Origin of the sequence: Lysinibacillus sp. FSL K6-0057 (assembly GCF_038630885.1) — a bacterium.
Classification (GTDB): Bacteria; Bacillota; Bacilli; order Bacillales_A; family Planococcaceae; genus Lysinibacillus; species Lysinibacillus fusiformis_F.
Genome location: NZ_CP152047.1, coordinates 1,370,194 through 1,391,169, shown reverse-complemented (window position 1 = coordinate 1,391,169; position 20,976 = coordinate 1,370,194). Strand labels below are relative to the sequence as shown.

General features: G+C 38.5%; 21 protein-coding genes and 1 riboswitch. Of the genes, 1 reads left to right on the top strand and 20 read right to left on the bottom strand.

Annotation, left to right across the window (positions count from 1 at the left end; genetic code table 11):
• Positions 1-36: 36 nt before the first annotated feature.
• From MHB40_RS06530 to MHB40_RS06465, 14 genes are all read right to left on the bottom strand, one after another.
• Positions 37-1,383, bottom strand: a complete 1,347-nt coding sequence (locus tag MHB40_RS06530; RefSeq protein ID WP_342442803.1) for a sodium-dependent transporter — start codon at positions 1,381-1,383, stop codon at positions 37-39.
• A 241-nt stretch (positions 1,384-1,624) separates the two neighbouring features.
• A complete protein-coding gene (locus MHB40_RS06525) occupies positions 1,625-2,212 on the bottom strand; it encodes an ECF transporter S component (protein ID WP_205442133.1) in 588 nt (195 codons plus the stop codon).
• 218 nt (positions 2,213-2,430) lie between these two features.
• Positions 2,431-2,617, bottom strand: a riboswitch (FMN riboswitch).
• A 137-nt stretch (positions 2,618-2,754) separates the two neighbouring features.
• Entirely contained in the window at positions 2,755-4,041 is a 1,287-nt protein-coding gene (locus MHB40_RS06520) for an RNA polymerase subunit sigma (protein ID WP_342442802.1), read from the bottom strand.
• Entirely contained in the window at positions 4,038-4,592 is a 555-nt protein-coding gene (gene sigX, locus MHB40_RS06515) for an RNA polymerase sigma factor SigX (RefSeq protein WP_081011069.1), read from the bottom strand. Before sigX ends, MHB40_RS06520 begins: the two co-directional genes overlap by 4 nt.
• 57 nt (positions 4,593-4,649) lie before the next feature.
• Complete coding sequence (locus tag MHB40_RS06510; protein ID WP_342442801.1) at positions 4,650-6,425, bottom strand: ATP-binding protein; 1,776 nt, start codon at positions 6,423-6,425, stop codon at positions 4,650-4,652.
• Positions 6,418-7,134, bottom strand: coding sequence for a response regulator transcription factor (locus tag MHB40_RS06505; protein ID WP_004232215.1), 717 nt, complete (start codon positions 7,132-7,134; stop codon positions 6,418-6,420). The genes MHB40_RS06510 and MHB40_RS06505 overlap by 8 nt, the downstream gene beginning before the upstream one ends.
• A 115-nt stretch (positions 7,135-7,249) precedes the next feature.
• Positions 7,250-8,431: a c-type cytochrome biogenesis protein CcsB gene (ccsB, locus tag MHB40_RS06500; protein ID WP_342442800.1), complete on the bottom strand. Its 1,182-nt coding sequence runs from the start codon at positions 8,429-8,431 to the stop codon at positions 7,250-7,252.
• On the bottom strand, positions 8,428-10,104 hold the full coding sequence (locus MHB40_RS06495; protein WP_342442799.1) for a cytochrome c biogenesis protein ResB: 1,677 nt from the start codon (positions 10,102-10,104) through the stop codon (positions 8,428-8,430). Before MHB40_RS06495 ends, ccsB begins: the two co-directional genes overlap by 4 nt.
• A 6-nt stretch (positions 10,105-10,110) precedes the next feature.
• On the bottom strand, positions 10,111-10,650 hold the full coding sequence (resA, locus tag MHB40_RS06490; RefSeq protein ID WP_342442798.1) for a thiol-disulfide oxidoreductase ResA: 540 nt from the start codon (positions 10,648-10,650) through the stop codon (positions 10,111-10,113).
• Positions 10,651-10,952: 302 nt separating this feature from the next.
• Positions 10,953-11,684: a pseudouridine synthase gene (locus tag MHB40_RS06485; protein WP_342442797.1), complete on the bottom strand. Its 732-nt coding sequence runs from the start codon at positions 11,682-11,684 to the stop codon at positions 10,953-10,955.
• 301 nt (positions 11,685-11,985) lie between these two features.
• The gene (locus tag MHB40_RS06480; RefSeq protein WP_342534139.1) at positions 11,986-12,573 is read right to left on the bottom strand and encodes a hypothetical protein; all 588 of its coding nucleotides are present in this window, start codon (positions 12,571-12,573) and stop codon (positions 11,986-11,988) included.
• A 104-nt stretch (positions 12,574-12,677) separates the two neighbouring features.
• The gene (locus MHB40_RS06475) at positions 12,678-13,748 is read right to left on the bottom strand and encodes a serine hydrolase (RefSeq protein WP_342442795.1); all 1,071 of its coding nucleotides are present in this window, start codon (positions 13,746-13,748) and stop codon (positions 12,678-12,680) included.
• Positions 13,749-13,828: 80 nt separating this feature from the next.
• Positions 13,829-14,422: an SMC-Scp complex subunit ScpB gene (gene scpB / locus MHB40_RS06470; RefSeq protein WP_342534138.1), complete on the bottom strand. Its 594-nt coding sequence runs from the start codon at positions 14,420-14,422 to the stop codon at positions 13,829-13,831.
• A complete protein-coding gene (locus tag MHB40_RS06465; protein ID WP_205442126.1) occupies positions 14,394-15,173 on the bottom strand; it encodes a segregation/condensation protein A in 780 nt (259 codons plus the stop codon). Before MHB40_RS06465 ends, scpB begins: the two co-directional genes overlap by 29 nt.
• Positions 15,174-15,228: 55 nt before the next feature.
• On the opposite strand from MHB40_RS06465, the gene MHB40_RS06460 reads away from it, so the two are divergent.
• A complete protein-coding gene (locus MHB40_RS06460) occupies positions 15,229-15,735 on the top strand; it encodes a DUF309 domain-containing protein (protein ID WP_205442125.1) in 507 nt (168 codons plus the stop codon).
• Here the strand turns inward: MHB40_RS06460 and MHB40_RS06455 are convergent.
• The 6 genes from MHB40_RS06455 to spoIIAA form a co-directional block, all read right to left on the bottom strand.
• Complete coding sequence (locus MHB40_RS06455) at positions 15,732-16,103, bottom strand: GNAT family N-acetyltransferase (protein ID WP_342442793.1); 372 nt, start codon at positions 16,101-16,103, stop codon at positions 15,732-15,734. The genes MHB40_RS06460 and MHB40_RS06455 overlap by 4 nt on opposite strands.
• A 199-nt stretch (positions 16,104-16,302) precedes the next feature.
• Positions 16,303-17,622, bottom strand: coding sequence for a diaminopimelate decarboxylase (gene lysA / locus MHB40_RS06450; RefSeq protein ID WP_342442792.1), 1,320 nt, complete (start codon positions 17,620-17,622; stop codon positions 16,303-16,305).
• A 224-nt stretch (positions 17,623-17,846) separates the two neighbouring features.
• Positions 17,847-19,295 carry a spore germination protein gene (locus MHB40_RS06445; RefSeq protein ID WP_205442122.1) on the bottom strand — a complete coding sequence of 483 codons (1,449 nt, stop codon included), beginning with the start codon at positions 19,293-19,295 and terminating at the stop codon, positions 17,847-17,849.
• 15 nt (positions 19,296-19,310) lie between these two features.
• Complete coding sequence (sigF, locus tag MHB40_RS06440; RefSeq protein WP_009370709.1) at positions 19,311-20,102, bottom strand: RNA polymerase sporulation sigma factor SigF; 792 nt, start codon at positions 20,100-20,102, stop codon at positions 19,311-19,313.
• 10 nt (positions 20,103-20,112) lie between these two features.
• Entirely contained in the window at positions 20,113-20,553 is a 441-nt protein-coding gene (gene spoIIAB / locus MHB40_RS06435) for an anti-sigma F factor (protein ID WP_205442121.1), read from the bottom strand.
• Entirely contained in the window at positions 20,546-20,899 is a 354-nt protein-coding gene (gene spoIIAA / locus MHB40_RS06430; RefSeq protein WP_004232181.1) for an anti-sigma F factor antagonist, read from the bottom strand. Before spoIIAA ends, spoIIAB begins: the two co-directional genes overlap by 8 nt.
• Between the last annotated feature and the right edge of the window lie 77 nt (positions 20,900-20,976).

Here is a 20,976-nt window from a genome sequence, read left to right as displayed (position 1 = left end):
AAGGTGTATTCCTGTTAGATGGAATACACCTTTTCTTTAATATTGCAGTAGCATATTAACAAACACGACAAGAATGATAATCGGTACGACAACTAACATTAACATACGATATGATGAATAATAGCCTTGTCCCATTTGACTACCCATTAACAATTCTCTTTTCACAAATTCTTTATCCACTACATGGGCAATAAAGATAGCAATGAATAAATTTCCTAATGGAAGCATGATGTTTGACACTAGAAAATCGGTTGCATCAAAAATACTTTTCTCAAAAATCGTTACATCCGATAGAACACTAGAAGAAAGTGCTGCTGGAATAGCTGCAATAAATACGACTATACCAAGTAAAAGTGTCCACATTGGACGGGATTTCTGACTATGTTCCATAAATGCCGCGACAATAATTTCATATAAACTAAATGATGACGTTAATGTGGCAAATAAAAATAGTAATAAAAACATCGCTAAAAATACTTCACCGAATGGCATTTGACTGAAAGCTGTTGGTAGCACCATAAATAGCAAGCCTGGACCCGCTGCTGGCTCTAAATCAAAAGCGAACACAACAGGGAAAATCGCTAATCCTGCTAAAAATGAGACTAGCACAGTTAACAGCACAACAGAACCTGCTGAATTTGGCAGACTTACATCCTTTTTTAGATAGGAACTATATGTAACAAGACAAGAGAATCCCACTGCTAACCCAAAGAACGATTGCCCCAGCGCTTCTAATAATGCCTTTCCAGTAATATTTGAGAAATCAGGCCATAAGAAGAATTTTACGCCCTCCATTGCCCCATCCAATGTAACAGCACGCACAACAAGGACAATGAACATTATAAAGAGTAGCGGCATCATCCATTTATTGGCCTTTTCGATCCCATTTTGTACACCTAACGAAATCACAAGTACATTGGCTAATGTAAACAATACTAAACCAACTAGCGTAATCCAAGGCGTACCTATAATTTTTCCAAATAGTTCAGCAGGATCTACTGCTGGATCGATTACAGCGCCAGCAACACCGAGCCCGCTATAAATAAAGATCCAACCTCCAACTACACTATAAAAAGTTAATAATAAAAAACAACCTAGTACACCCATTCGACCAATCCAAGCCCAGCTTGGCTTTGTCGGAGCAATTTTTTTATATGCCGTTACAGCCTCCGATTGTGTACCACGCCCCAAAACATACTCGGACAATAGCATTGGTAACCCTATTAACAAGGTAAATAACACAAAGATTAGGAAAAACGCTCCCCCACCACTTTGTCCCGTTACATAGGGTAGTTTCCAAATTGCCCCTAGTCCAATTGCAGCACCCGCTGATGCTAGAATAAATCCTAATTTACTAGACCACTGTCCCTTTTGTTCACTCATCTCTTCAAACTCCTCAAACATTCTAAACTCTTCCCTATTTTACATGAAAATATAGCTTTCGACTAGGTCATAATGATAAAGTACTAGATAGCTTGCTTACTCCATTACTTTTTTCTATGTTTATCCGTTAGTTTTGCCTTTCTTTCCGTTCCTTTTAGTAATTTATCCGTTACACCTTAAACCCTATCCATCATTCCTTCAACAAAAAACCTCGGGTATATTCACCCGAGGTTAGCGTATATTATTTTGATATATAGATAGAACGCTGACGGTCGATCCATTTGCGCATTGTTGTAAATAAAAACGCCATAATAGCCGTTAATAAAATACCTTTCACAATGTTAAATGGTAAAATCCCAGCGACAATCATTTTATAAAGTGAGTCACCTACAACAGGTTCCATTCCTAAGAAGTATGTGTACATTGGTAAAAATACTACATAGTTTAAAATACTCATGCCTACTGCCATAACGACTGTACCTGTTGCTAAACCTCCAACAAGACCAGCAATTGTTTTAAAGCGATTAAAAATAAAGCTTACTGGTAAAATAAATAAAATGCCTGTTGTAAAGTTAGCAATATGACCTACTGGCACACCTGTTGGCGTTCCTGAGAAAATCCAATCCAATACATTTTTAAATAACTCTACTAAAATACCAGCTACAGGCCCCATTGTGATGGCTGCTATTAATGCAGGCATATCACTAAAGTCCACTTCCAAAAATGCTGGGAACGGCGGAATCGGGAAATTAAAAAGCATTAATAAAAACGAAATACTGCTCAGCATACCAATCGTAATAAACGATTGAAGTTTAACATTCTTCTTCATAGAAAACTCTCTCCTCTTTGCTGATTCAATCTCGCAAGAAGAAAGGTGACGATCTTTCAATTGTTAGCATGAAAAAACCCTTATGCATGAAAAAGCACAAGGGAGAAAGGCATGACGAATAAGCGTCAATATAAACTATTTTTTGAGCACTGTTTAAAAAGCTCTACAAAAAAGCGCTCGGCTATAGTTCACTTCATAACAATGAATGACGATCGTACCTCCATCTTCTCCCATCCAGACTTTAACTGTCGGCCTTGGAATCACACCAAGTCAGCCATGCAAATAAATTTGCACAGGTCGCGGGCTGAAGAGTGTAGCATAAACCATTCGAGTTAATGAAAAACATTAACGGTTTACCACTCTATTACCGCCGGTCGGGATTTTCACCCTGCCCCGAAGATGAATCATATTATTTTATACTACAACCTTACTATAATTAATTATCAAGAAAAAGTAAATAGTTCTGCTTAAAAAAATCCGATTAGATTTGTATGTATTATAAAAATGGAGCATTCCATGCTACAGGAATGCTCCATTTTTGACTAAGGCATATATTGTTTATTTGGCCCCACAGGCTTTGGCAAATACGTTTTCAAATCGAATCCTTCCCAGCTTTCTTGGACCACATTATCTAAGCGTAATTGTTGGCCAAAGCCAGCAGCAGTTAACATCATGGCCTCAATCAATTGCGTGGCGCGGATTGGCTCCATCGATGCTAAATCTAAGGGGATATCAAATGTAACGACGACACCTTCCGCTTCCTCTTTCACGGTATAAGTCACGTTTTCAGGAACAACTGTTACATAAACATCATCATTTTTGTTTTTCATGAGTGTAAGTGCCTCTGTAACATTTGCAAATGTTTGACGGAAATCTGGTGACAGATATTCCGCACCATTACCATCTTGGTATAAATAATAATTAAAATGTTTGGCGTTTGTTAATGACATAGCTTGGCTTGGCTCGCCCTCTTGAGAAAACTCATAAGGTGTGCCATCTTCATTTTGAATCTCCACTTCCGTATATTCAGAATCTGAGAATGTATCTTCCAAAGTTCCTTTATACTCATTGACGGTAGCTGAAGCAACATCATAGTCATTGTCCTTTGGTAAAACGTGGACAAGCTTGTCTTCCTTCTCCTTCAGTTCACCTTTAAAAGGATGATAATCTGTAAACCCTTTGGCTTCTTCATCAATTTGAGGAGCGTATTTCTCATACATCTGTAGAGTAGAAGGTTTTTCTGTTCCAAAATCAGTTGCTACACGCTCATTTGGTATCACATATGTCATTGGCACACTTTCCGCATCACGTCCTGCTAAACCAATACGGAAAACGACAGCATCTTTCACATCTTCCTCATAGACAGATGACCGTAAAGATAACATGCGCTCATGCTCCGATACAATACTGGATTGAAGCGCTTCATCCTGCGTAGCAGCGTCTTTAGCAGAACGATCTTCCTGTAAAGTAGCGTAATTAGCCGTTTCTGGAGTACTAGCTAGATCTTTTTGGCTAGCATCATTATTCATGAACATGGAGCCAACGAGTACCGTTAGCGCGAAAACTGCTGCTACACTCGTAAAAATCGGCATTCTTCGGAACTTAAATCGTGATGGTCGTTCATCTTGGATCAAAGGTTTACTTTCTTGTTGTGCTTCTTCATTCTCTATAGGTTGTTGTATCGCTTCTTGAAGGTGACTATTATCCTGCAAGCGAGCATCTGCCATTAACCGATTTAATATTTCTTCTTTTGAACGGTGGTCAGAAAGCTTAGGGGCATTGTTCAATACATATTCAAGCTGTTCATCATCAAATGGCTTATGCGTCATTGCCGTTTCGCCTCCTGTTCTCTAATCGGCTGTAGCTGTTGCCTTAAAAATTTAATGGCTCGATGCTGGGTCGTTTTTACCTTAGCTTCTGTCCAATCTAGTATTTGCGCTGTTTCTGCGATCGATAAGTCCTGAAAATAGCGCATTATAATGACCATTTTTTGGTCGCCTGTACAGTTTTCAAGTGCTGATTCTACCTGCATAAATTCATCACTGGCCTGTAGCATATCTTCCGGTGATGGTGTGGTTGAATGGAGCTGTTCCGTTTCCCAGTCAAAGAAATCATGTGAATGCTTTTGGCGTACAGCTTGCTTTCTAAAATGATCAATCGCTACATTTTTGGCAATAGCAAATAGCCATGTTTTCTCACTACTATTCCCTGCAAATTGATCATATGAGCGCAACACTCGTACATAAACTTCATGTGCTAAATCTTCGGCAAGTGTACGGTTTTTTACTAAATATATTAAAAACTGAAACACGTCTTGGTGATATGCATCGTATAGTCGATGGAACACGGAGTCATTCAAAGCACTCCACCCCCGTTCTATAATATTTGTCGTCTTACATTCATAGAAGTTACAGCCAATTAATAGCAATACATGTTATTAATCGAACGGTAAATAAAACGTGAAGGTCGTACCCTCTTTCAGCACACTGTCTACCATAATATTACCTGAGTGTGCCTTCACAATATTTCTAGCAATGGCTAAGCCGAGACCAGTTCCGCCTTTGGAACGGGTACGTGCCTTATCGGCTTTGTAAAAGCGTTCAAAGACATATGGTAAGTCATCCTGAGGAATGCCATGCCCTGTATCTTGAACAGATATTTTAGCAAATGTCGGCTCCTGCTCGATTTTTACAGTCACAGACCCTTCATCTGTATGTCTAAGTGCATTATCGACTAAATTTGTAAGCACTTGTTCAATCCGATCCTCATCAATATTAATCATGGCCTCGTCATTAAATTCACTGTCAAATTGCAGACGAACGTGCTTTTCCTTTGCTACCTGAGCAAATTTTTGTGTAATACGCTCGAATGTCGAATTGATCGGTAATTCATCTTTATAAAGCGTCATATGCCCTGATTCCATGCGTGCCAAATCTAATAGATCTGTCACAAGGCGACCCATTCGCTTCGATTCATCATAAATGATTTTGGTAATCTCATTACGCTCTTCCTGATCCTGAATAAAATCATCGTCCATTAATGCTTCAGAGTAACCTTGTAGCATAGCAATCGGTGTCCTTAGTTCGTGAGAGACATTGGCTATAAAATCGGATCTTAGTTTTTCTAAGCGATGTTGTTCAGTCATATCACGAATAACAGCCACAGCCCCACGTATCATTTCACCACTATAGAGAGGACTAATCGTAAATGTGTAGTAGTTGCCGTCCATTTCAATTTCCTCTTCTAGTTTATCCTCAAACATCAGCACATGATCAAGCATATGATACAGCTCTGGAGGGATAGGCTTTGCACTTTGCGAGCCTTTATTCACAAACCACTTTTGCATTAAACGTTCTGCTGGTGGGTTACTTAATAATATTGTACGATCACGGTTAAAGGTAATCACTGCATCTGTCATAGAAGTCAAAATATTCGAAAGCTGTTCGTTTTCTTGATTAATAACCTCTAAATTATGCTTTAATTGACGGCCCATTTGATTGAAGGCAACGGCAAGTTGACCAATTTCGTCATTTTGCGTTGTAGGCATTTTCGCTTCAAAATTCCCTTTCGCGATTTCAAAAGCCAACTCACGCATTTTTCTTAATGGCGAAGTAATACGTGAAGAAAGGAAAAATGCGAAGAATGTCGTCAGCACAAATGCTATGAAGGCAGCTAAAAAGACAATTTTCGTTGTTTCCTTAGACGTTTTATGTAGCGCATCTGGGCTTTGATAGATGAAGACAGCTCCATGTACTGTATTTTCAACATTTAGGGGGAAACCAAGTACGACATACGATTCCATCTTTTCTTGATCAGTAGAAGAAGGCATCATCATTTCTTTAATAATGGGTTCATCTGATTGAAACACTTCATGAAAAGATTTATTGGCTAAAATAGTATCTTGTATTTCTTTTTTGTTGACACCCTCCTGCATTGCAAAGGATACTTCAACATGGCTTATCGCAATCAATGCATTGGTCCCTGTAGGTAAAATATCTTTTAATAATTCCGAAGTAGATTCTGCTGTTTCATTGTCATCTACTATACTTGCCACTGTTGCAGCTGTCTGACGCAATGAAATTTCTGCTTGCTGCATATGATAATTTTGAAGAAATTCAAGCATTAATACCGTGAAAACAAATAATACAAATGAAACGAGAAGCAATATGGTTACCCATAGCTTCCCGACAACACTATTCCATATTCTATTCATTGACAACCTCAAATTTGTATCCAACGCCCCAAACTGTCACAATCATTTTAGCAGCGTTTTCAGAAACTCGGTTGAGCTTTTCACGTAACCGTTTTACGTGTGTATCCACTGTACGTAAATCACCAAAGAAGTCATAATGCCATACTTCTTTTAGTAGTTGTTCACGGTCAAATACTTTGTCTGGCGATTTCGCTAAGAAATACAGTAATTCATACTCTTTTGGTGTTAAATTGACCTCAATCCCCTCTGCTGTTACACGGTGTGCATCGTGATCAATCATTAAATGCTGGAACACCACCAAATCTTTTGAAGAGGATGCATTCGTCGTTGGTGAGAAAGCTTGTGAACGGCGTAAAATAGCCTTCACACGTAAAACAACCTCACGAGGACTAAATGGTTTTACAATATAGTCATCTGCGCCAAGCTCAAAGCCTTGTACACGATTCGCTTCTTCGCCTTTTGCAGTTAATAAAATAATCGGTGTTGCTGCGCGTTCTCGAATTTCCGCACACACTTCTAGCCCATCTTTTTCAGGCATCATAATATCAAGTAAAATACAGTGATACTCTTTTTCTAAAGATTTCTCGATCGCTTGTTCACCATTTTCTGCCTCGTCAACAAGGTATCCTTCTCGCTCTAGATACATTTTTAATAAGCGGCGAATACGATCCTCGTCGTCTACTACTAATACTGAAATATTTTCTGACACTTTCACGATCCCTCTCTTCCAATCTTTCTCTACCTTCTATTGTACATGCTGTGACACATATTGAAAAGAAAAGAAAGCCTCTTCGCTACAGCGAAAAGGCTTGTTGTTTCACAGGTTACGCGTAGGAGTGTAAACCTGCAAGGATTAAGTTAACAGCAATTAGGTTGAATAAAATAATCCCGAAACCAATTAATGCTAACCAAGCAGATTTTCGACCTTCCCAGCCTTTTGATAAACGTAAATGCAGGAATGCTGCATAGAATAACCATGTAATAAGAGCCCATACTTCTTTTGGATCCCAACCCCAGAATCGACTCCAAGCAATTTGTGCCCAAATCATCGCAAAGATTAAAGCACCTAGGGAGAATACAGGGAAACCAATCAACACTGAACGATAACCAATTTCATCAAGTAATTGTAAATTGACACGTTTAACTAGTGGTTGGAAAATGGCACTAATTCGACGGCGAGCGATTAAACGAATTAATAAATACAAAATAGATCCTATCATTAATGACCAAACAACAGTTGTTAATTTTTTAGCATTAATTAATGCTGGCATTTCTACTAATGGTGACATGCCATGTTCTTCAACCACTTCATATTCATTCATACCGAAAATCGGAGGTAAATTGTAAATAATTTTACGAGTAGTTCCTTCTTTATCCACATAATTATAGCTAGACTCATAATCCATAGCACTAAATGTAGATGTTACCGCAACAAACCCAATAACTACTACAAGACAGTACATCACGGCCTCTAACCAAAAACGTTGTTTAGAACGCTTCGTTAAATCTACTACTTTTAATAAGTAAATAAGTCCTGCCACAGCACTAATAGCTAAAATAGATTGCCCTAATGCTGCTGTAATAACGTGAATCGTTAACCAATAACTTTGTAACGACGGCACTAATGGACTTACTTCTTTCGGGAACATTGCTGCATAAGCGATAATTAAAAGTGCTACAGGCAATGCCACTAATCCAAGTGCAGTCAAACGATAAATAAAATAAATTAAGATAAACGCACCGACAATGAACATACCAAAGGCAGTCGTAAATTCAAACATATTACTTACTGGCGCATGTCCAGTATAGATCCAACGCGTAATAAAATAGCCAAGCTGTGATAGGAAACCAATAATGGTAACCACAATGGCAAGCTGGCCCCATTTGCCAGTATTCTTACCAGTAGCATTAGCTTGCTTAATTGAACCACCAAATAATAATGTCGCAACTAAATAAGCAATAAACGCTACAAATAATAAGTTTCCACTTATATCAATCAAACTCATAAGGTGTTGTCACCTTCCTTTTCTTTAATGCCACCATTTGTGGACTCTTCGCCAGCCTCATCTTTCTCTAACTGATCTGTATACGGAGGCAATGCAGCAAATGTTGTGACAGCATCTAAATCCTTTTTCATGCTGAACATATTTTTGTTGACATGGGCAGCCATTAACACACGGCCGTCTGGTTCCACTTGCAGCCATAAACGACGATGATTCCAATAAGAGCCAATCGCAACACCGATCATAAAGATGACACCCCCAACAAACAGAATAGGGATGGTACTATCTTTACGTACCGTAATACCTGACATGTCACGCATTTCTGCACTAGCAAACTTCATTCTGTATTTATTTTCACCAAGTGGTTCTAAAGGAGGTTGCATAATTTCAACAAAGCTTACTTCTCCTTCTGGTGTTTCTGGTGTTGTCATTTTAAATAAAAACGCGGGATTATTTGGAATTGATGTTTTTGTTTGTGGCTCACCATTTTCAAACCCATCAAAATCTGGTGTATACACTAGTATTTGAACGGATGAACCATTGCCTAAATCATATTCTTTTTTAGGGTTTGTTAAATCAATCTCTACCTTACCTAATGATTTCTCCGTCGTCTTATTAATTAATTCAAAATTCATTTGTTTTAATTCATTTAGACGATAATCCATCTGGTAAAGAGCAAAGCCATCTTCTTTCAAAGGGTGGTTTACACGAATGGAATAGTCTTTTACTTTTTCTAGATTTTCCGTATCCCCTGGTAATGCGTCTTTAGGCTGCTTGTACAGTGTAATATCGGTCTGGAAGTTTTTAGCTACTACATTCACACCCTGTTTAACTTGCTCTCCTTGAGGTGTATTATCATGTGTTTCTAAAATAAAGTCACGGTTTTCAATGAAATAACCTTCCATCCCACTGATCGCTCGTGTTTCACCTTCACGCACCCATATCGATTCATCCACATAGAATCCTGGGATTAGACGTAGCATGACCCCACCTAAAAAAATGATGAGACCTACATGGTTTATGTACGGGCCGTAACGAGAGAAGCGTCCTTTTTCAGCTAAGAGAGCGCTACCATCTCGACGAACAGAATACTTCATCTCAGTCATTTTTTGAGCCACTTTATCAAGCGTTTCATCCGCACTCGCCGTCACTTGTCCTTCTGCAACAATGCGCTGACGCTTCATAAAGCTTTCATGTCTTTTAACACGTTGATTCTTTAATGATTTATAAAGCGGAATGCCTCGGTCAAGACTTGCCACAATAATCGATACTGCCAGCATACCAACTAAAATTTGGAACCACCATGAGCTATATAAATCTGAAAGCCCCAACGTATAATAGATTTTTCCGAATGTACCATATACGTCTGCGTAATAAGCTCCTTTCTCCATATCAGAAGCTTTTACGTAAAACTCTTGCGGTAGTAATGTTCCGATTGAAGCAGCAATTAATGTGATAATAATTAAGGATATACCTACTTTAACACTCGAGAAGAAATTCCATATTTTATCGATGAAAGATTTGTTATATGTTTTGGAGCGAATGGCCATACCATCATAGCGCATATCAACAACCTTATTTTGTTTTTCTTCTTCGGTTAAAGGACGACCACATTTCTCACAAAGCTTCGTGCCGTATGGATTACTATGACCACAAGCACAAATGATTTTTTCCATCGTCATTTACTCCTTATCTGGCTTCACTAATTCCATGTACGAAGCAATATTTTCCTCCGTCATTTCACCTGTAATAATTTTGGCTACTTTGCCTTCTGGATCAACTAGCACTGTTGCAGGTAATTGACCTACATTATAAGCAGTCATCACACTTTTTGTTTTGTCGATAACTACAGGAAATGACAACTCATATCGATCGACAAAATTCTGTACTTCAAAATCTGTTTGAGCAATATTGACCGCTAATGTTTGTACACCCTGATCTTTATACTCTTGATACTGATTGTCCATCGCAGGCATTTCCTTCTCACAAGGCTTACACCAAGTTCCCCAGAAGTTTAAAAATACCCCTTGTCCTTTATAATCCGACAATTTATGCTTTTCACCGTTTAAATCTACTAACGTGAAGTCAGGTGCTTTAGAGCCCACTGCTACTAACTCTACTTTTTCCTTTGTTGCTGTTCCATATACTGTGTACCCGATTGCCAATGCTAACACAGCTAAAATGACCGTTCGCAGTACAAGACGTTTTTTCTTTTTCTCCAAGTTAATAAACCCCCTATCAATTACGGCTTGCGTATGCTTCTACATAATGAAGATACAAATAGAACTTTTTCATGCTCTATACGTCTATAAGTATGTAAAAACTTCTTTCACACTGACGTCAACAATACCGAATTAAATGTGTTACAGCTATAGTAGGTGTACTATTCTCACCTATTATAGCAAAATGATACAAAAACACTTAGCTATTAATTATGAATGATTTATGAACGATTTCACCACAAAGAAAGTGTAAACATCCAAATACCTCTTGTGGTATCCACACTTTCTTCTGGCAAATTTCATTAATCCAGCTTTCCTGTCTCTGCTAACACACGTAGTTGCTTGACTTCATGCTTTGTTAATTCACGGTATTCTCCTGGAGAAAGGCCGAATAAATCTAAAAAAGCAAAGCGTTCACGTTTTAATTTGACAACGGGTGTCCCAATCGCTTCGAACATACGACGAACTTGGCGATTACGGCCTTCATGAATCGTGATTTCACAAATGGCTTTGCCAGCTTTTTCGTCAAAGGATGTCATACTTACCTTAGCTGGTGCTGTCTTACCATCCTCTAATTTGATCCCTCGTTGAAGCTTTTTAAGCCCTTCAATTGTTGGCACACCTTTGACACGAGCGATATATGTTTTGTCAATTTTAAACTTCGGATGTGTCAACATATAGGAAAATTCTCCATCATTTGTCAATAGCAATAATCCAGATGTATCATAATCAAGACGACCAACTGGGAAAATACGTTGCGGAATATGATGAAATAAATCTGTGACAGTTTTGCGTCCTTTATCATCTGTTACAGCAGAAATTGTTCCACGTGGTTTGTAAAGTAAGTAATATACCTTATCTTCTTTTTCTAATTTCACACCTTCTACTTCAATTGTATCGGAATTAGATACCTTTGTTCCCAACTCACGAACAACTACACCGTTTACTTTAACTTTGCCTTCTAAAATCAATTGCTCTGCCTTGCGCCTTGAGGCAACACCTGCATAGGCAATGACCTTTTGTAATCTTTCCATTTTTTCACCTCTAGTTTTCTTTCACAATAACACTTTCTTCATCATTCGATTTCGATCCAATGAATAGGGTTATTTTTTCCCGCTAATCTGTGAAAATTATGTCATACTTTTAGACATTATTAAAGAAAAACAAATTTCACATTTTTTATTTGAGTATTCCAACTAATTTCGCATTAGCTAATTTCTTAACATTTGAACCTGCATTTTGTTTTGTTTACTAGCAGTATACTCAGTTAGCAATAATGTGAATCGATTGTAAAATCTTTATTTTAACAACAAAAAAGCTACCATTCGGCAGCTTTTATTTGTATACATTTTCAATTGTTAGGCCACGTTGGTTTAACTCATTGGCTATATAGTTTTTAGCCAGCATCATGTTGCCTGCCAAAGATTCTTCAATTGTGGAACCATCTTGAAATTTAAAAACCAGATGATCAGGCTTTGTCACACCACTTTTTTCTAGATTCACTTGCTCCACTTTCACAACTTCTTCCCACCCGACAAAATCAGCTTTTAAACTAAAAATTGGACTCCTATAGATACCGTTTGAATCTATCAATTTATAGGTATTAAAGCTTAATGCGATGAAACCTAAAGCAATTAATAAGGAAGCAGACACTAGACCACGTTGAATATTCTTGCTTTTTTTCGTTTCAGGTATGATCAAATAATTGATTAGTAGTACAAGAGCCATGACAAATAAAGAGGCCATAAAGATAATATAAGCATTAAAATAAGGTGCAAAATAATAAAATTCTTTTGGTCGATATAGCATCTCTTGAATTGGATATAGTAGAATGACAGGGACAATTAAACTTGATAAGAATAAGACAATTATTAGCCCAAATTGAATTTGTCTACCTTTACTTTCCATGGAAGCATTCCTCAATTTCCTCACCCCTTTTTTCGAAAATTAAGAATTCAACCTTCATTATCATTTTACCAAATTTAACATCAATTAATCAAATAATGTAAAAAATCAGCAAATCGTTTTTAACGATCCGCTGATTCAACTTTTACTGGCATTGCATAAATACGTTCTTCGCCTATAAAGATCGACAAGACTGCTTCTTGACGTTTTCTTGAAACATGTAATACTTGCCGAACTTGTTCTTTTTCCTCTTTATTTAATTGTAGGCGAACGGGCTCTTGTAAACGAATAGCCAACTTTTTATTGACATTGTATTTACCCTTCTTCACTACTGTTTCAAGACGATAATCTTGCCATATTTTATTGGATAAGCCTCGATGTACATTCCAATCATCGGATGCATTTAATGTGACAACAATGCAGGTTTGCCCGTCCTTTTGAAAGGCCGTTGCAAGTGTTCGTCCAGCAACCTTGGTAAAGCCCGTTTTTCCAGCAAAAGCAGTACCAGTGGCTGACTTTAAGGAACTAACAGGTTGCTCTGTCTCATCATCTATATCTGCCGCCATTCCCGAACCTTCTCTTAATAAACGGTGTTTATTTTCCCATAGCATTCCGTTTACTGTATTCGCCCGGTAAAGAATCGTTGAAGCAATTTTCTCAAACGTTTTATTTTGCAAAGCAAGTCTTAACATCTCAGCAGTATCTCTCGCTGACGATAAATGCTCATCATGATGGAGACCAGATGGATTCATAAAGACGGTATTGGTAAGACCTGCAATAACGGCTCTTTCATTCATTAATTTGACAAAGCCCTCTACAGAACCCCCTACATGTTCGGCTAAAGCTGTGGCAGCATCATTGCCTGACCGTAGCATTAAGCCATACAATAACGTTTCGACTGTTACCGTTTCACCAGCCTGTAGGTAAATAGAACTTCCCTCAGCCATAGCAGCCTTTGGGGATATAACGACTTCATCCTGCAAGTCACTATTTTCGATTGCCACAAGTGCTGTCCAAATTTTTGTTAGGCTAGCAATAGGTAATCGTTCATCGCTATTGGACCCTATTAAAACCCGACCTGTATCGCCATCCAAAACAGCATAGCCGCTTCCTCCTCTTGCAAAGCTAGTTTGAGGAAGCATTACCATGAACACAATGATCATGAACAGTGTTAAACGAAATAACCGAAGCAACGAGCCACTCCTTATTCAATGTGATAGGAAATTATAGATTTAAATTTATGTTGAAGGCTACACATTATACCTAATTACCATTATTTTGCCCCGCTAAAAGTCTCTTGGAACTTCGTCATAAATAAATCTGTTTCTTGTTCTGTATCAACAAGGTCCTCATCAGGTAGAGGAGGCATTTCTTCTATATTATTTAAGCCAAAATAATGTAAAAACTCTTTTGTTGTTCCATATAAGATGGCACGTCCAGTTCCTTCTGACCGTCCTACCTCTTTAATTAAGCCTCGTGAAACTAACGTTTGGATTGGTCGTTCACACTTGACGCCACGCAAATCTTCTATCGCTACACGGGTAATGGGCTGTTTGTATGCAACTATCGCTAACACTTCGAGGGAGGCTTGAGATAAGGATTGTGCGGTTGGATTTTCTACTAATCTTTGAATTGTATCGGCAAACTCAGATTTTGTAATGAGCTGATAGACGCCTGCAATTTCTTTCACCGTAATTCCTCTTGCTAAATCTTCTTCATAGGTTTCTCTCAATGTATTCATTGTTTGCAGAATCAACTCTTCCTGCTCTCCTAAAAGTTGTGATAGTTGTTTAATCGTTAAGCCATCATCTCCCACAACAAATAATAAGGCTTCAATTCTACTCTGTAACATCAATGTTTTCGTCATCTTCCCATTCCTCCTTCTGTAAGGTAACCGTTAATTCTTCAAAGTTACCATCTTGCTCTACGATGACGATCTGACGTTTCATCAGTTCAAGAAGGGATACAAACGTCAGAATAAGTGTTGGCTTATCTTCATAGGGAAAAAGCTCGAAAAATGATGCACGTCCACCTGTTAATCGTAAAGAATCCACAACAGAACGCATTTGATCTTTTACTGATCGTTCCTGCCTTGCTACAGTTGTTTTTAATGGTTTCTTTAATTTTTTACGACGCATCAATTTTTGAAATGCGCCAAGCATATCATAGATATTCACATTCAAATCAAATAAAGCCATCTGTTCTTCTGAGGCTAATCCTGTTAAATCCGCAGGAGGCCTTGTAAATACTTGTGCTCTGTCTGTTTCAAGCTCTTGCAAATTACTTGCTGCTTCCTTGTATTTTTTATATTCGATTAAGCGTTGCACCAGTTCTTCACGAGGGTCAGGTCCGTCCACTTCTAATTCTGCGTCCTCCATCTCTCCTTCGTGAATCGGCAATAACATGCGGCTTTTAATTGCCAGCAAGGTTGCTGCCATTACTAAATATTCACTTGCTTCATTTAATTCCAGTACTTGCATTGCATGTATATGGTCGATATATTGTTGTGTAATTTCAGCCATTGGGATATCATAGATATCAATTTCCAATCTGTGAATTAAATGCAATAATAAATCAAGAGGCCCTGAAAAGGCTTCTAATTTTACTTCATAAGACATTATTTTACCACCCTGAGATTCTATGTTCTTTTAGTATAGTGGAAAGGAGTCCAAAATGCATCCGCAGCATCATACTTTATTTATAGATTACTGTGCCTATTTTAATGGCAATCAAGATTTTTTTGAATGCCATGAAGTGCTAGAGGAATATTGGAAGGAAATTGCACCTGGTGATAAAATGCATCCACTTGTCGGCTATGTACAGCTGGCAACAGGTTTCTATCATTGGCGACGTGGTAACAATACTGGTGCTAAACGAATTTTAGAAAAAGCACTTCATAATTTTCAAGTAAATGAAGGGCATATTTTTTTCCAAGAAATTGATTATCATGAACTCCTAACACAAATGACAATAGCTCTTACTTCGATAAAAACGGGCAAGTCCTTTCAAACTTTCCAGCTCCCTCTTTCACCTCACTTGCTGGAGTTAGCCATAGCACGTATAAAGCTTTTGCCATCGAACAGCTCAAATTATCTTCTTCATAAACATATGCTACGAGATCGCTCACATATTCTTGCAGAGCGACAAGAAAGCAAACAAAGAAAAAGCAGACGGTGTTAATCGTCTGCTTTTTCATCGGTACAATGAATACATTTTCGAACGAAACTACGTGTTTCATCTGTAGCACGTACACTTTCATATTGGCCAAGTTCCGCCACTTCTTGAAGCATCTCGGTTGCTACACCCTCGCCCCTATAGGAAGGGATCACCGACACGTGCTGGATCGTAGCTATATTATGCTCATCAACAACAAGCCCTACTATGCCAACATATTCATCATTCTTTTTCCATAAGTATAAAACCCAATTATCATCATTTTCATAGGAGTGGATGGTTTCTGTAAGCTTTTTTACGTCTTTTTCGTTAGGCATAAACGAAAGTAGCCCCATTGCTATTTTCTCTAAAGCTTTTTTATATCGAATTAACATATTTGTCTATTCCCTCTTTTTCTAGCTGTACATAATCTTTGACTATCCTACACGATTTGTACTTTTACCGCAAGCCAATTTCTGTCTTACGAACCAGGTCCGAGAATACCTTTCGACGCCAACACCCAATAGACTACGCCCCATAATAAAATAAATGTTGTAATGGACGCTAGTAATACCCACTTATTTTTCCTCAAATTTACTCACCCTTTTTTAAAGTTAGCGGGAGATCGTTTTGCACAATATCTTCATAACTTTCGCGGCGAATAGCTAGTTGATGCTGTCCATCCTCTACAAATACAACAGCAGGTCTTGGCACACGATTATAGTTACTAGCCATTGAATAACCATACGCACCTGTACAGAAAATGGCTAACACATCACCTGAAGCAGCATCTTGTAGTTTAGCATCAATAATTAATTTATCGCCAGATTCACATAATTTACCAGCAACTGTATAGAGTTCATCTTTCGGCTCATTCGCCTTACTTGCGATGACTGCCTCATACTTAGCGTCGTATAGTGCTGGGCGGATATTATCACTCATACCGCCATCAACCGCAATATATTTGCGCACATCTGGCACTGTTTTTTGTGAACCGATTGTATAAAGAGATGTTCCTGCATCACCTACAAGTGATCGACCTGGTTCAATCCAAATTTCCGGCATCTTCAGTCCAAGAACAGTTGCTTTATTTTTGACAACTGTAATCATATCCTCTACATATACTTGTGGTTCAAGCGGTGCATCTTCTTCAGTATAACGAATACCAAAGCCCCCACCTAAGTTTAACACAGTACATGTAAATCCGTGAGTCTTGTTCCAATCAGAAATTTTGTCAATCAATTTTTCTCCAGCTAAGCCAAAACCAGCAGTGTCAAAAATTTGTGAGCCAATATGACAATGTAAGCCTAGTAACTCTAGGAATTCATGGCTAAATGTTTGTTGGAATGCTTCATCCGCTTGACCATTGTTTAAGTCAAAGCCGAATTTTGAATCTGCTTGACCTGTCGTGATGAAATCATGCGTATGTGCTTCAACACCTGGTGTAACACGTAATAATATACGCATTTTTTGCTGACGGCGCTCCGAAATTTCTTTTAAAAGCTGTATTTCATAGAAATTATCTACAACAATACATCCAATCTTGGAGTCAAAAGCTAGCTCTATTTCAGCAATGCTTTTATTGTTACCATGAAAATGAATGCGCTCTGCAGGGAAACCTGCCTTTAATGCAGTAAATAACTCCCCACCAGATACAACATCCAATGATAAATTTTCTTCTGCTGCTAATTGATACACCGCTACACATGCAAATGCTTTTGAAGCATAAGCTACTTCTGCTTTTACGCCTAGTTTTTTAAACGTATCGATAAAGCTGCGTGCACGCTTACGAATAAGTGCAGTATCATACACGAAAAGTGGTGTACCATACTCTTTTGCTAGCTCTAGTGTGTCTACCTGTCCAATTGTTAAATGACCATCTTCAGAAATCGCTTGTGTTCCATATAAATGCATGTGCATCTCTCCCTTTTCACATCGTTCCATCTTGTTATTTTTACGGCTTGATAGTGGAATCATTCTTTACCATTTAAAGCCATCCCATCAAGAAATTATTTCCATCAAACATAAAAAAACAAATGTATAATACTTGCTTTTTCTTGAATGAAAATAATTTTTGCAAAAATCACAAAATACTATATGTGAACTTTATCACATGAAAAAAACGAGTGCAACGGCTCCTATGATCTTTTTCGCTGTTTGGAAGCGACTACATAAGGTCTTAATGCATCAGAAGTCATTGGGAAACGAATGATGACACGAAGCATTGCCGTTGGAAAGAATGGAACAAGCGGCCATAAATAAGGTGCCTGCATTGGTCGCAATGAACATAAATAGGTAAACAATAAAAATAAACCAATAAATAACCCATTGACACCCCAGAGACCCGTCATCAGCAGTAACAGTAACCTAAAAATTTTAATGGAGATACTGAGCTCATAGGACGGAATAATGAAAATAAGAATAGCTGCAACTGCTGTATAGAGGACCACCTCTGAAGAGAATAATCCAACATCAATCGCAATTTGACCAATGATTACCCCCGCAACCAATCCCATCGCTGTCGATAATGGTGACGGAGTATGAATGGCGGCCATCCTCAAAAACTCGATGCCAATATCTGCAATCAGTATTTGTAGTAACAATGGTACATGTGATTTCTCCTCCGTACCTAAAAAGGAGAGGGCATCCGGAAGTAAGGATTCATTCGTTGCAAATACATACCACAATGGCAATAAAAGTAAACCCATAACGGAGCCAAAATATCGCATTAAACGTACAAACGTCCCTACAGTCGGTGCCTGTCGATATTCCTCCGCATGCTGTAATAAATGAAACATGGTAACAGGCACTAAAATAACGGATGGAGAGGTATCGACTAATATAGCTATGTGCCCTTCAAGTAGATGGGCAGCTGCAATATCAGGTCTTTCCGTATAACGTACAAATGGCACTGGATGGAACTTTTGTTTAAAAAGCCATTCTTCTAATGATTTATCGGCCATCGTCAAGCCATCATGATTAATTTGTCCAAGACGCTGTCGTAAACTTTCGAGCATATCTTCATTGGCAACATCCTTCATAAACGCGATCGCCACGTCGGTTTGACCGATTTTGGATATTTTATGTAGCTCGAAACGTAAATTACTATTGCGAATTCGCCTACGTATTAAAGCTGTATTTTGAGAAATTCCTTCTGTAAAGCCATCCCTTGAGCCACGGATAACTTTTTCATTATCTGGCTCTTCTGGAGAACGTCCTGGATAGTTTCTAAGCTCTGCAACGTAGCAATAGCCACTTTTGGTAATAAAGGTGACCTGTCCACTTAAAATGGCTAGTAAATAGGCTTTACGCTCTGTTTCCTCTGAACGTCCATGGAAATTAAAATAGGACTCAAAGTATTCCTTCTCATCCTCTACTTCAATCTCAACGTCCTCATCTGGGAGCATACTAGAAAGTAACTGTGTTAAAGCTTCTCCATCTACAAGCCCACTAATATATGCACAAAGGACCGGCAAATCTTTGACAAATAAGTGTTTAATCCCAACGTCAAATGATTCGCCGTCACCAAAATGTTCTATAAGAAAATCTTCGGCTTCTTCTAAGCTGTTAAATAATTTATTTGTCATGCTGTCACCATTTTCTTAGATGTCTTTTTTTATTACTTCCTGCTCCACTGTTGCACTTGTTGCCATCCAACTTTTCAGCTGGGCAAGAATTTTTTTCTCTAATCGGGATACTTGTACCTGAGATATACCTAATCTATTTGCAATTTCAGTTTGCGTGCAATCTGAAAAATAGCGAAGATATATGATAGACTGCTCTCTCGGCTCAAGTCTCGTTAGTACTTCTTTCAGTGGGATATAATCAAATGGTTGCTCTGATTTCTCATCCTTCATTTGATCCATTAATGTAATGGAATCCCCCTCACTTTCATACAATTGCTCATGAAGAGAGGCTGGGTCTCTCAGCGCATCGGATGCGGTGACAATTTCCTCGGTTGTCACACCAAGCACCTGAGCGAGTTCTTGAATAGTTGGAGGATGTTCGTTCTTTTTAATAAATTCGTCAGTAGCATGACGGATTTTAAAATTGAGCTCACGAATAGAGCGGCTCACCTTCACCATGCCATCATCCCTTAAAAAGCGTTGAATTTCTCCAATAATCATCGGTACGGCATAGGTTGAAAATTTCACATCATATGTTAAATCGAATTTATCCACAGATTTCATGAGCCCTATGCAGCCAATCTGGAATAAATCCTCAAGCTCAACACCTCTCGTTGTAAAACGTTGAACAATGGACCACACAAGTCTCGTATTGCCTTCTACCATTCGTTTACGAGCCTCATGATCGCCCTGCTGTGCGCGTGCAATTAAATCACGCATTTCCTCCTGAGACAAAAGCTTATCGGACGACTGTTCTAACGGCTTCACGGGCTTAACCTCACATTACCGCTGTGCGAACTGTGTAAAATTTCTTCGTGAATGTTACAGTTGTTCCTTCTTGCCATTTTGATATAACTGTCAGCTGATCCGAAAAACTGTCCATAATAGTGAAGCCCATACCTGAACGTTCCATCATACTTTTCGTTGTAAATAACGGCTCCATCGCTCGACTAACATCCTCAATTCCTACCCCTTTATCCATGACAGATACTGTCACAATATCATCCTCACGTTTAGCATGAACTGTCACAACACCCTTACCATCTTCTTCATAGCCATGAATAATGGCATTGGAAACCGCTTCTGAGACAACTGTTTTAAATTCTGATAGTTCATCAATAGTTGGGTCTAATTGTGCAATAAAGCCTGTAACTGCTACACGCGCTAAAGCTTCATTTTCACTAATTGCCAAAAAAGTTAATGTCATTTCGTTATCCATTTACAATCCCCCTTACGCGATCAATCGCTTGTTCCTCTGTTGCATCCATCATCCATGGCCCTAATCCTGAAAATTGAAATACTTTTCGCATTGTTGGCGATGGATTCAATAAAATAGTTCGCCCAGCAACTGCTTCTAACTCACGCATTCGACCAAGCACTAAGCCAACTCCCGAACTATCCATAAACGATAGCCCTTCTAAGTTCCAAATGATGGTCGTCACAGTGCCTTGAAAAATTGCTGCAGAAATTTTCGCTCGAATTTGTTCTACTGCATGATGATCGAGCTCCCCAAACAAACGTATAACGACTGTCTCTCTTGTGACCATTTCTAATTGATAATGCATGAACATCGCCTCCTCCTCGTGCAATTCCACATTCAATATGGTGAATCCTTGCGGCTGACAGAACTAGTGCAAAGTCT

What these genes read in the sequence shown, in the direction of transcription:
- MHB40_RS06530 (WP_342442803.1), bottom strand. Translation starts at nt 1,383, where the DNA reads ATGAGTGAACAAAAGGGACAGTGGTCTAGTAAATTAGGATTTATTCTA.
- MHB40_RS06525 (WP_205442133.1), bottom strand. Translation starts at nt 2,212, where the DNA reads ATGAAGAAGAATGTTAAACTTCAATCGTTTATTACGATTGGTATGCTG.
- MHB40_RS06520 (WP_342442802.1), bottom strand. Translation starts at nt 4,041, where the DNA reads ATGACGCATAAGCCATTTGATGATGAACAGCTTGAATATGTATTGAAC.
- MHB40_RS06510 (WP_342442801.1), bottom strand. Translation starts at nt 6,425, where the DNA reads ATGAATAGAATATGGAATAGTGTTGTCGGGAAGCTATGGGTAACCATA.
- ccsB (WP_342442800.1), bottom strand. Translation starts at nt 8,431, where the DNA reads ATGAGTTTGATTGATATAAGTGGAAACTTATTATTTGTAGCGTTTATT.
- MHB40_RS06495 (WP_342442799.1), bottom strand. Translation starts at nt 10,104, where the DNA reads ATGGAAAAAATCATTTGTGCTTGTGGTCATAGTAATCCATACGGCACG.
- MHB40_RS06485 (WP_342442797.1), bottom strand. Translation starts at nt 11,684, where the DNA reads ATGGAAAGATTACAAAAGGTCATTGCCTATGCAGGTGTTGCCTCAAGG.
- scpB (WP_342534138.1), bottom strand. Translation starts at nt 14,422, where the DNA reads ATGACGAAAACATTGATGTTACAGAGTAGAATTGAAGCCTTATTATTT.
- MHB40_RS06465 (WP_205442126.1), bottom strand. Translation starts at nt 15,173, where the DNA reads ATGTCTTATGAAGTAAAATTAGAAGCCTTTTCAGGGCCTCTTGATTTA.
- MHB40_RS06460 (WP_205442125.1), top strand. Translation starts at nt 15,229, where the DNA reads ATGCATCCGCAGCATCATACTTTATTTATAGATTACTGTGCCTATTTT.
- MHB40_RS06455 (WP_342442793.1), bottom strand. Translation starts at nt 16,103, where the DNA reads ATGTTAATTCGATATAAAAAAGCTTTAGAGAAAATAGCAATGGGGCTA.
- lysA (WP_342442792.1), bottom strand. Translation starts at nt 17,622, where the DNA reads ATGCATTTATATGGAACACAAGCGATTTCTGAAGATGGTCATTTAACA.
- MHB40_RS06445 (WP_205442122.1), bottom strand. Translation starts at nt 19,295, where the DNA reads ATGACAAATAAATTATTTAACAGCTTAGAAGAAGCCGAAGATTTTCTT.
- spoIIAB (WP_205442121.1), bottom strand. Translation starts at nt 20,553, where the DNA reads ATGGATAACGAAATGACATTAACTTTTTTGGCAATTAGTGAAAATGAA.
- spoIIAA (WP_004232181.1), bottom strand. Translation starts at nt 20,899, where the DNA reads ATGCATTATCAATTAGAAATGGTCACAAGAGAGACAGTCGTTATACGT.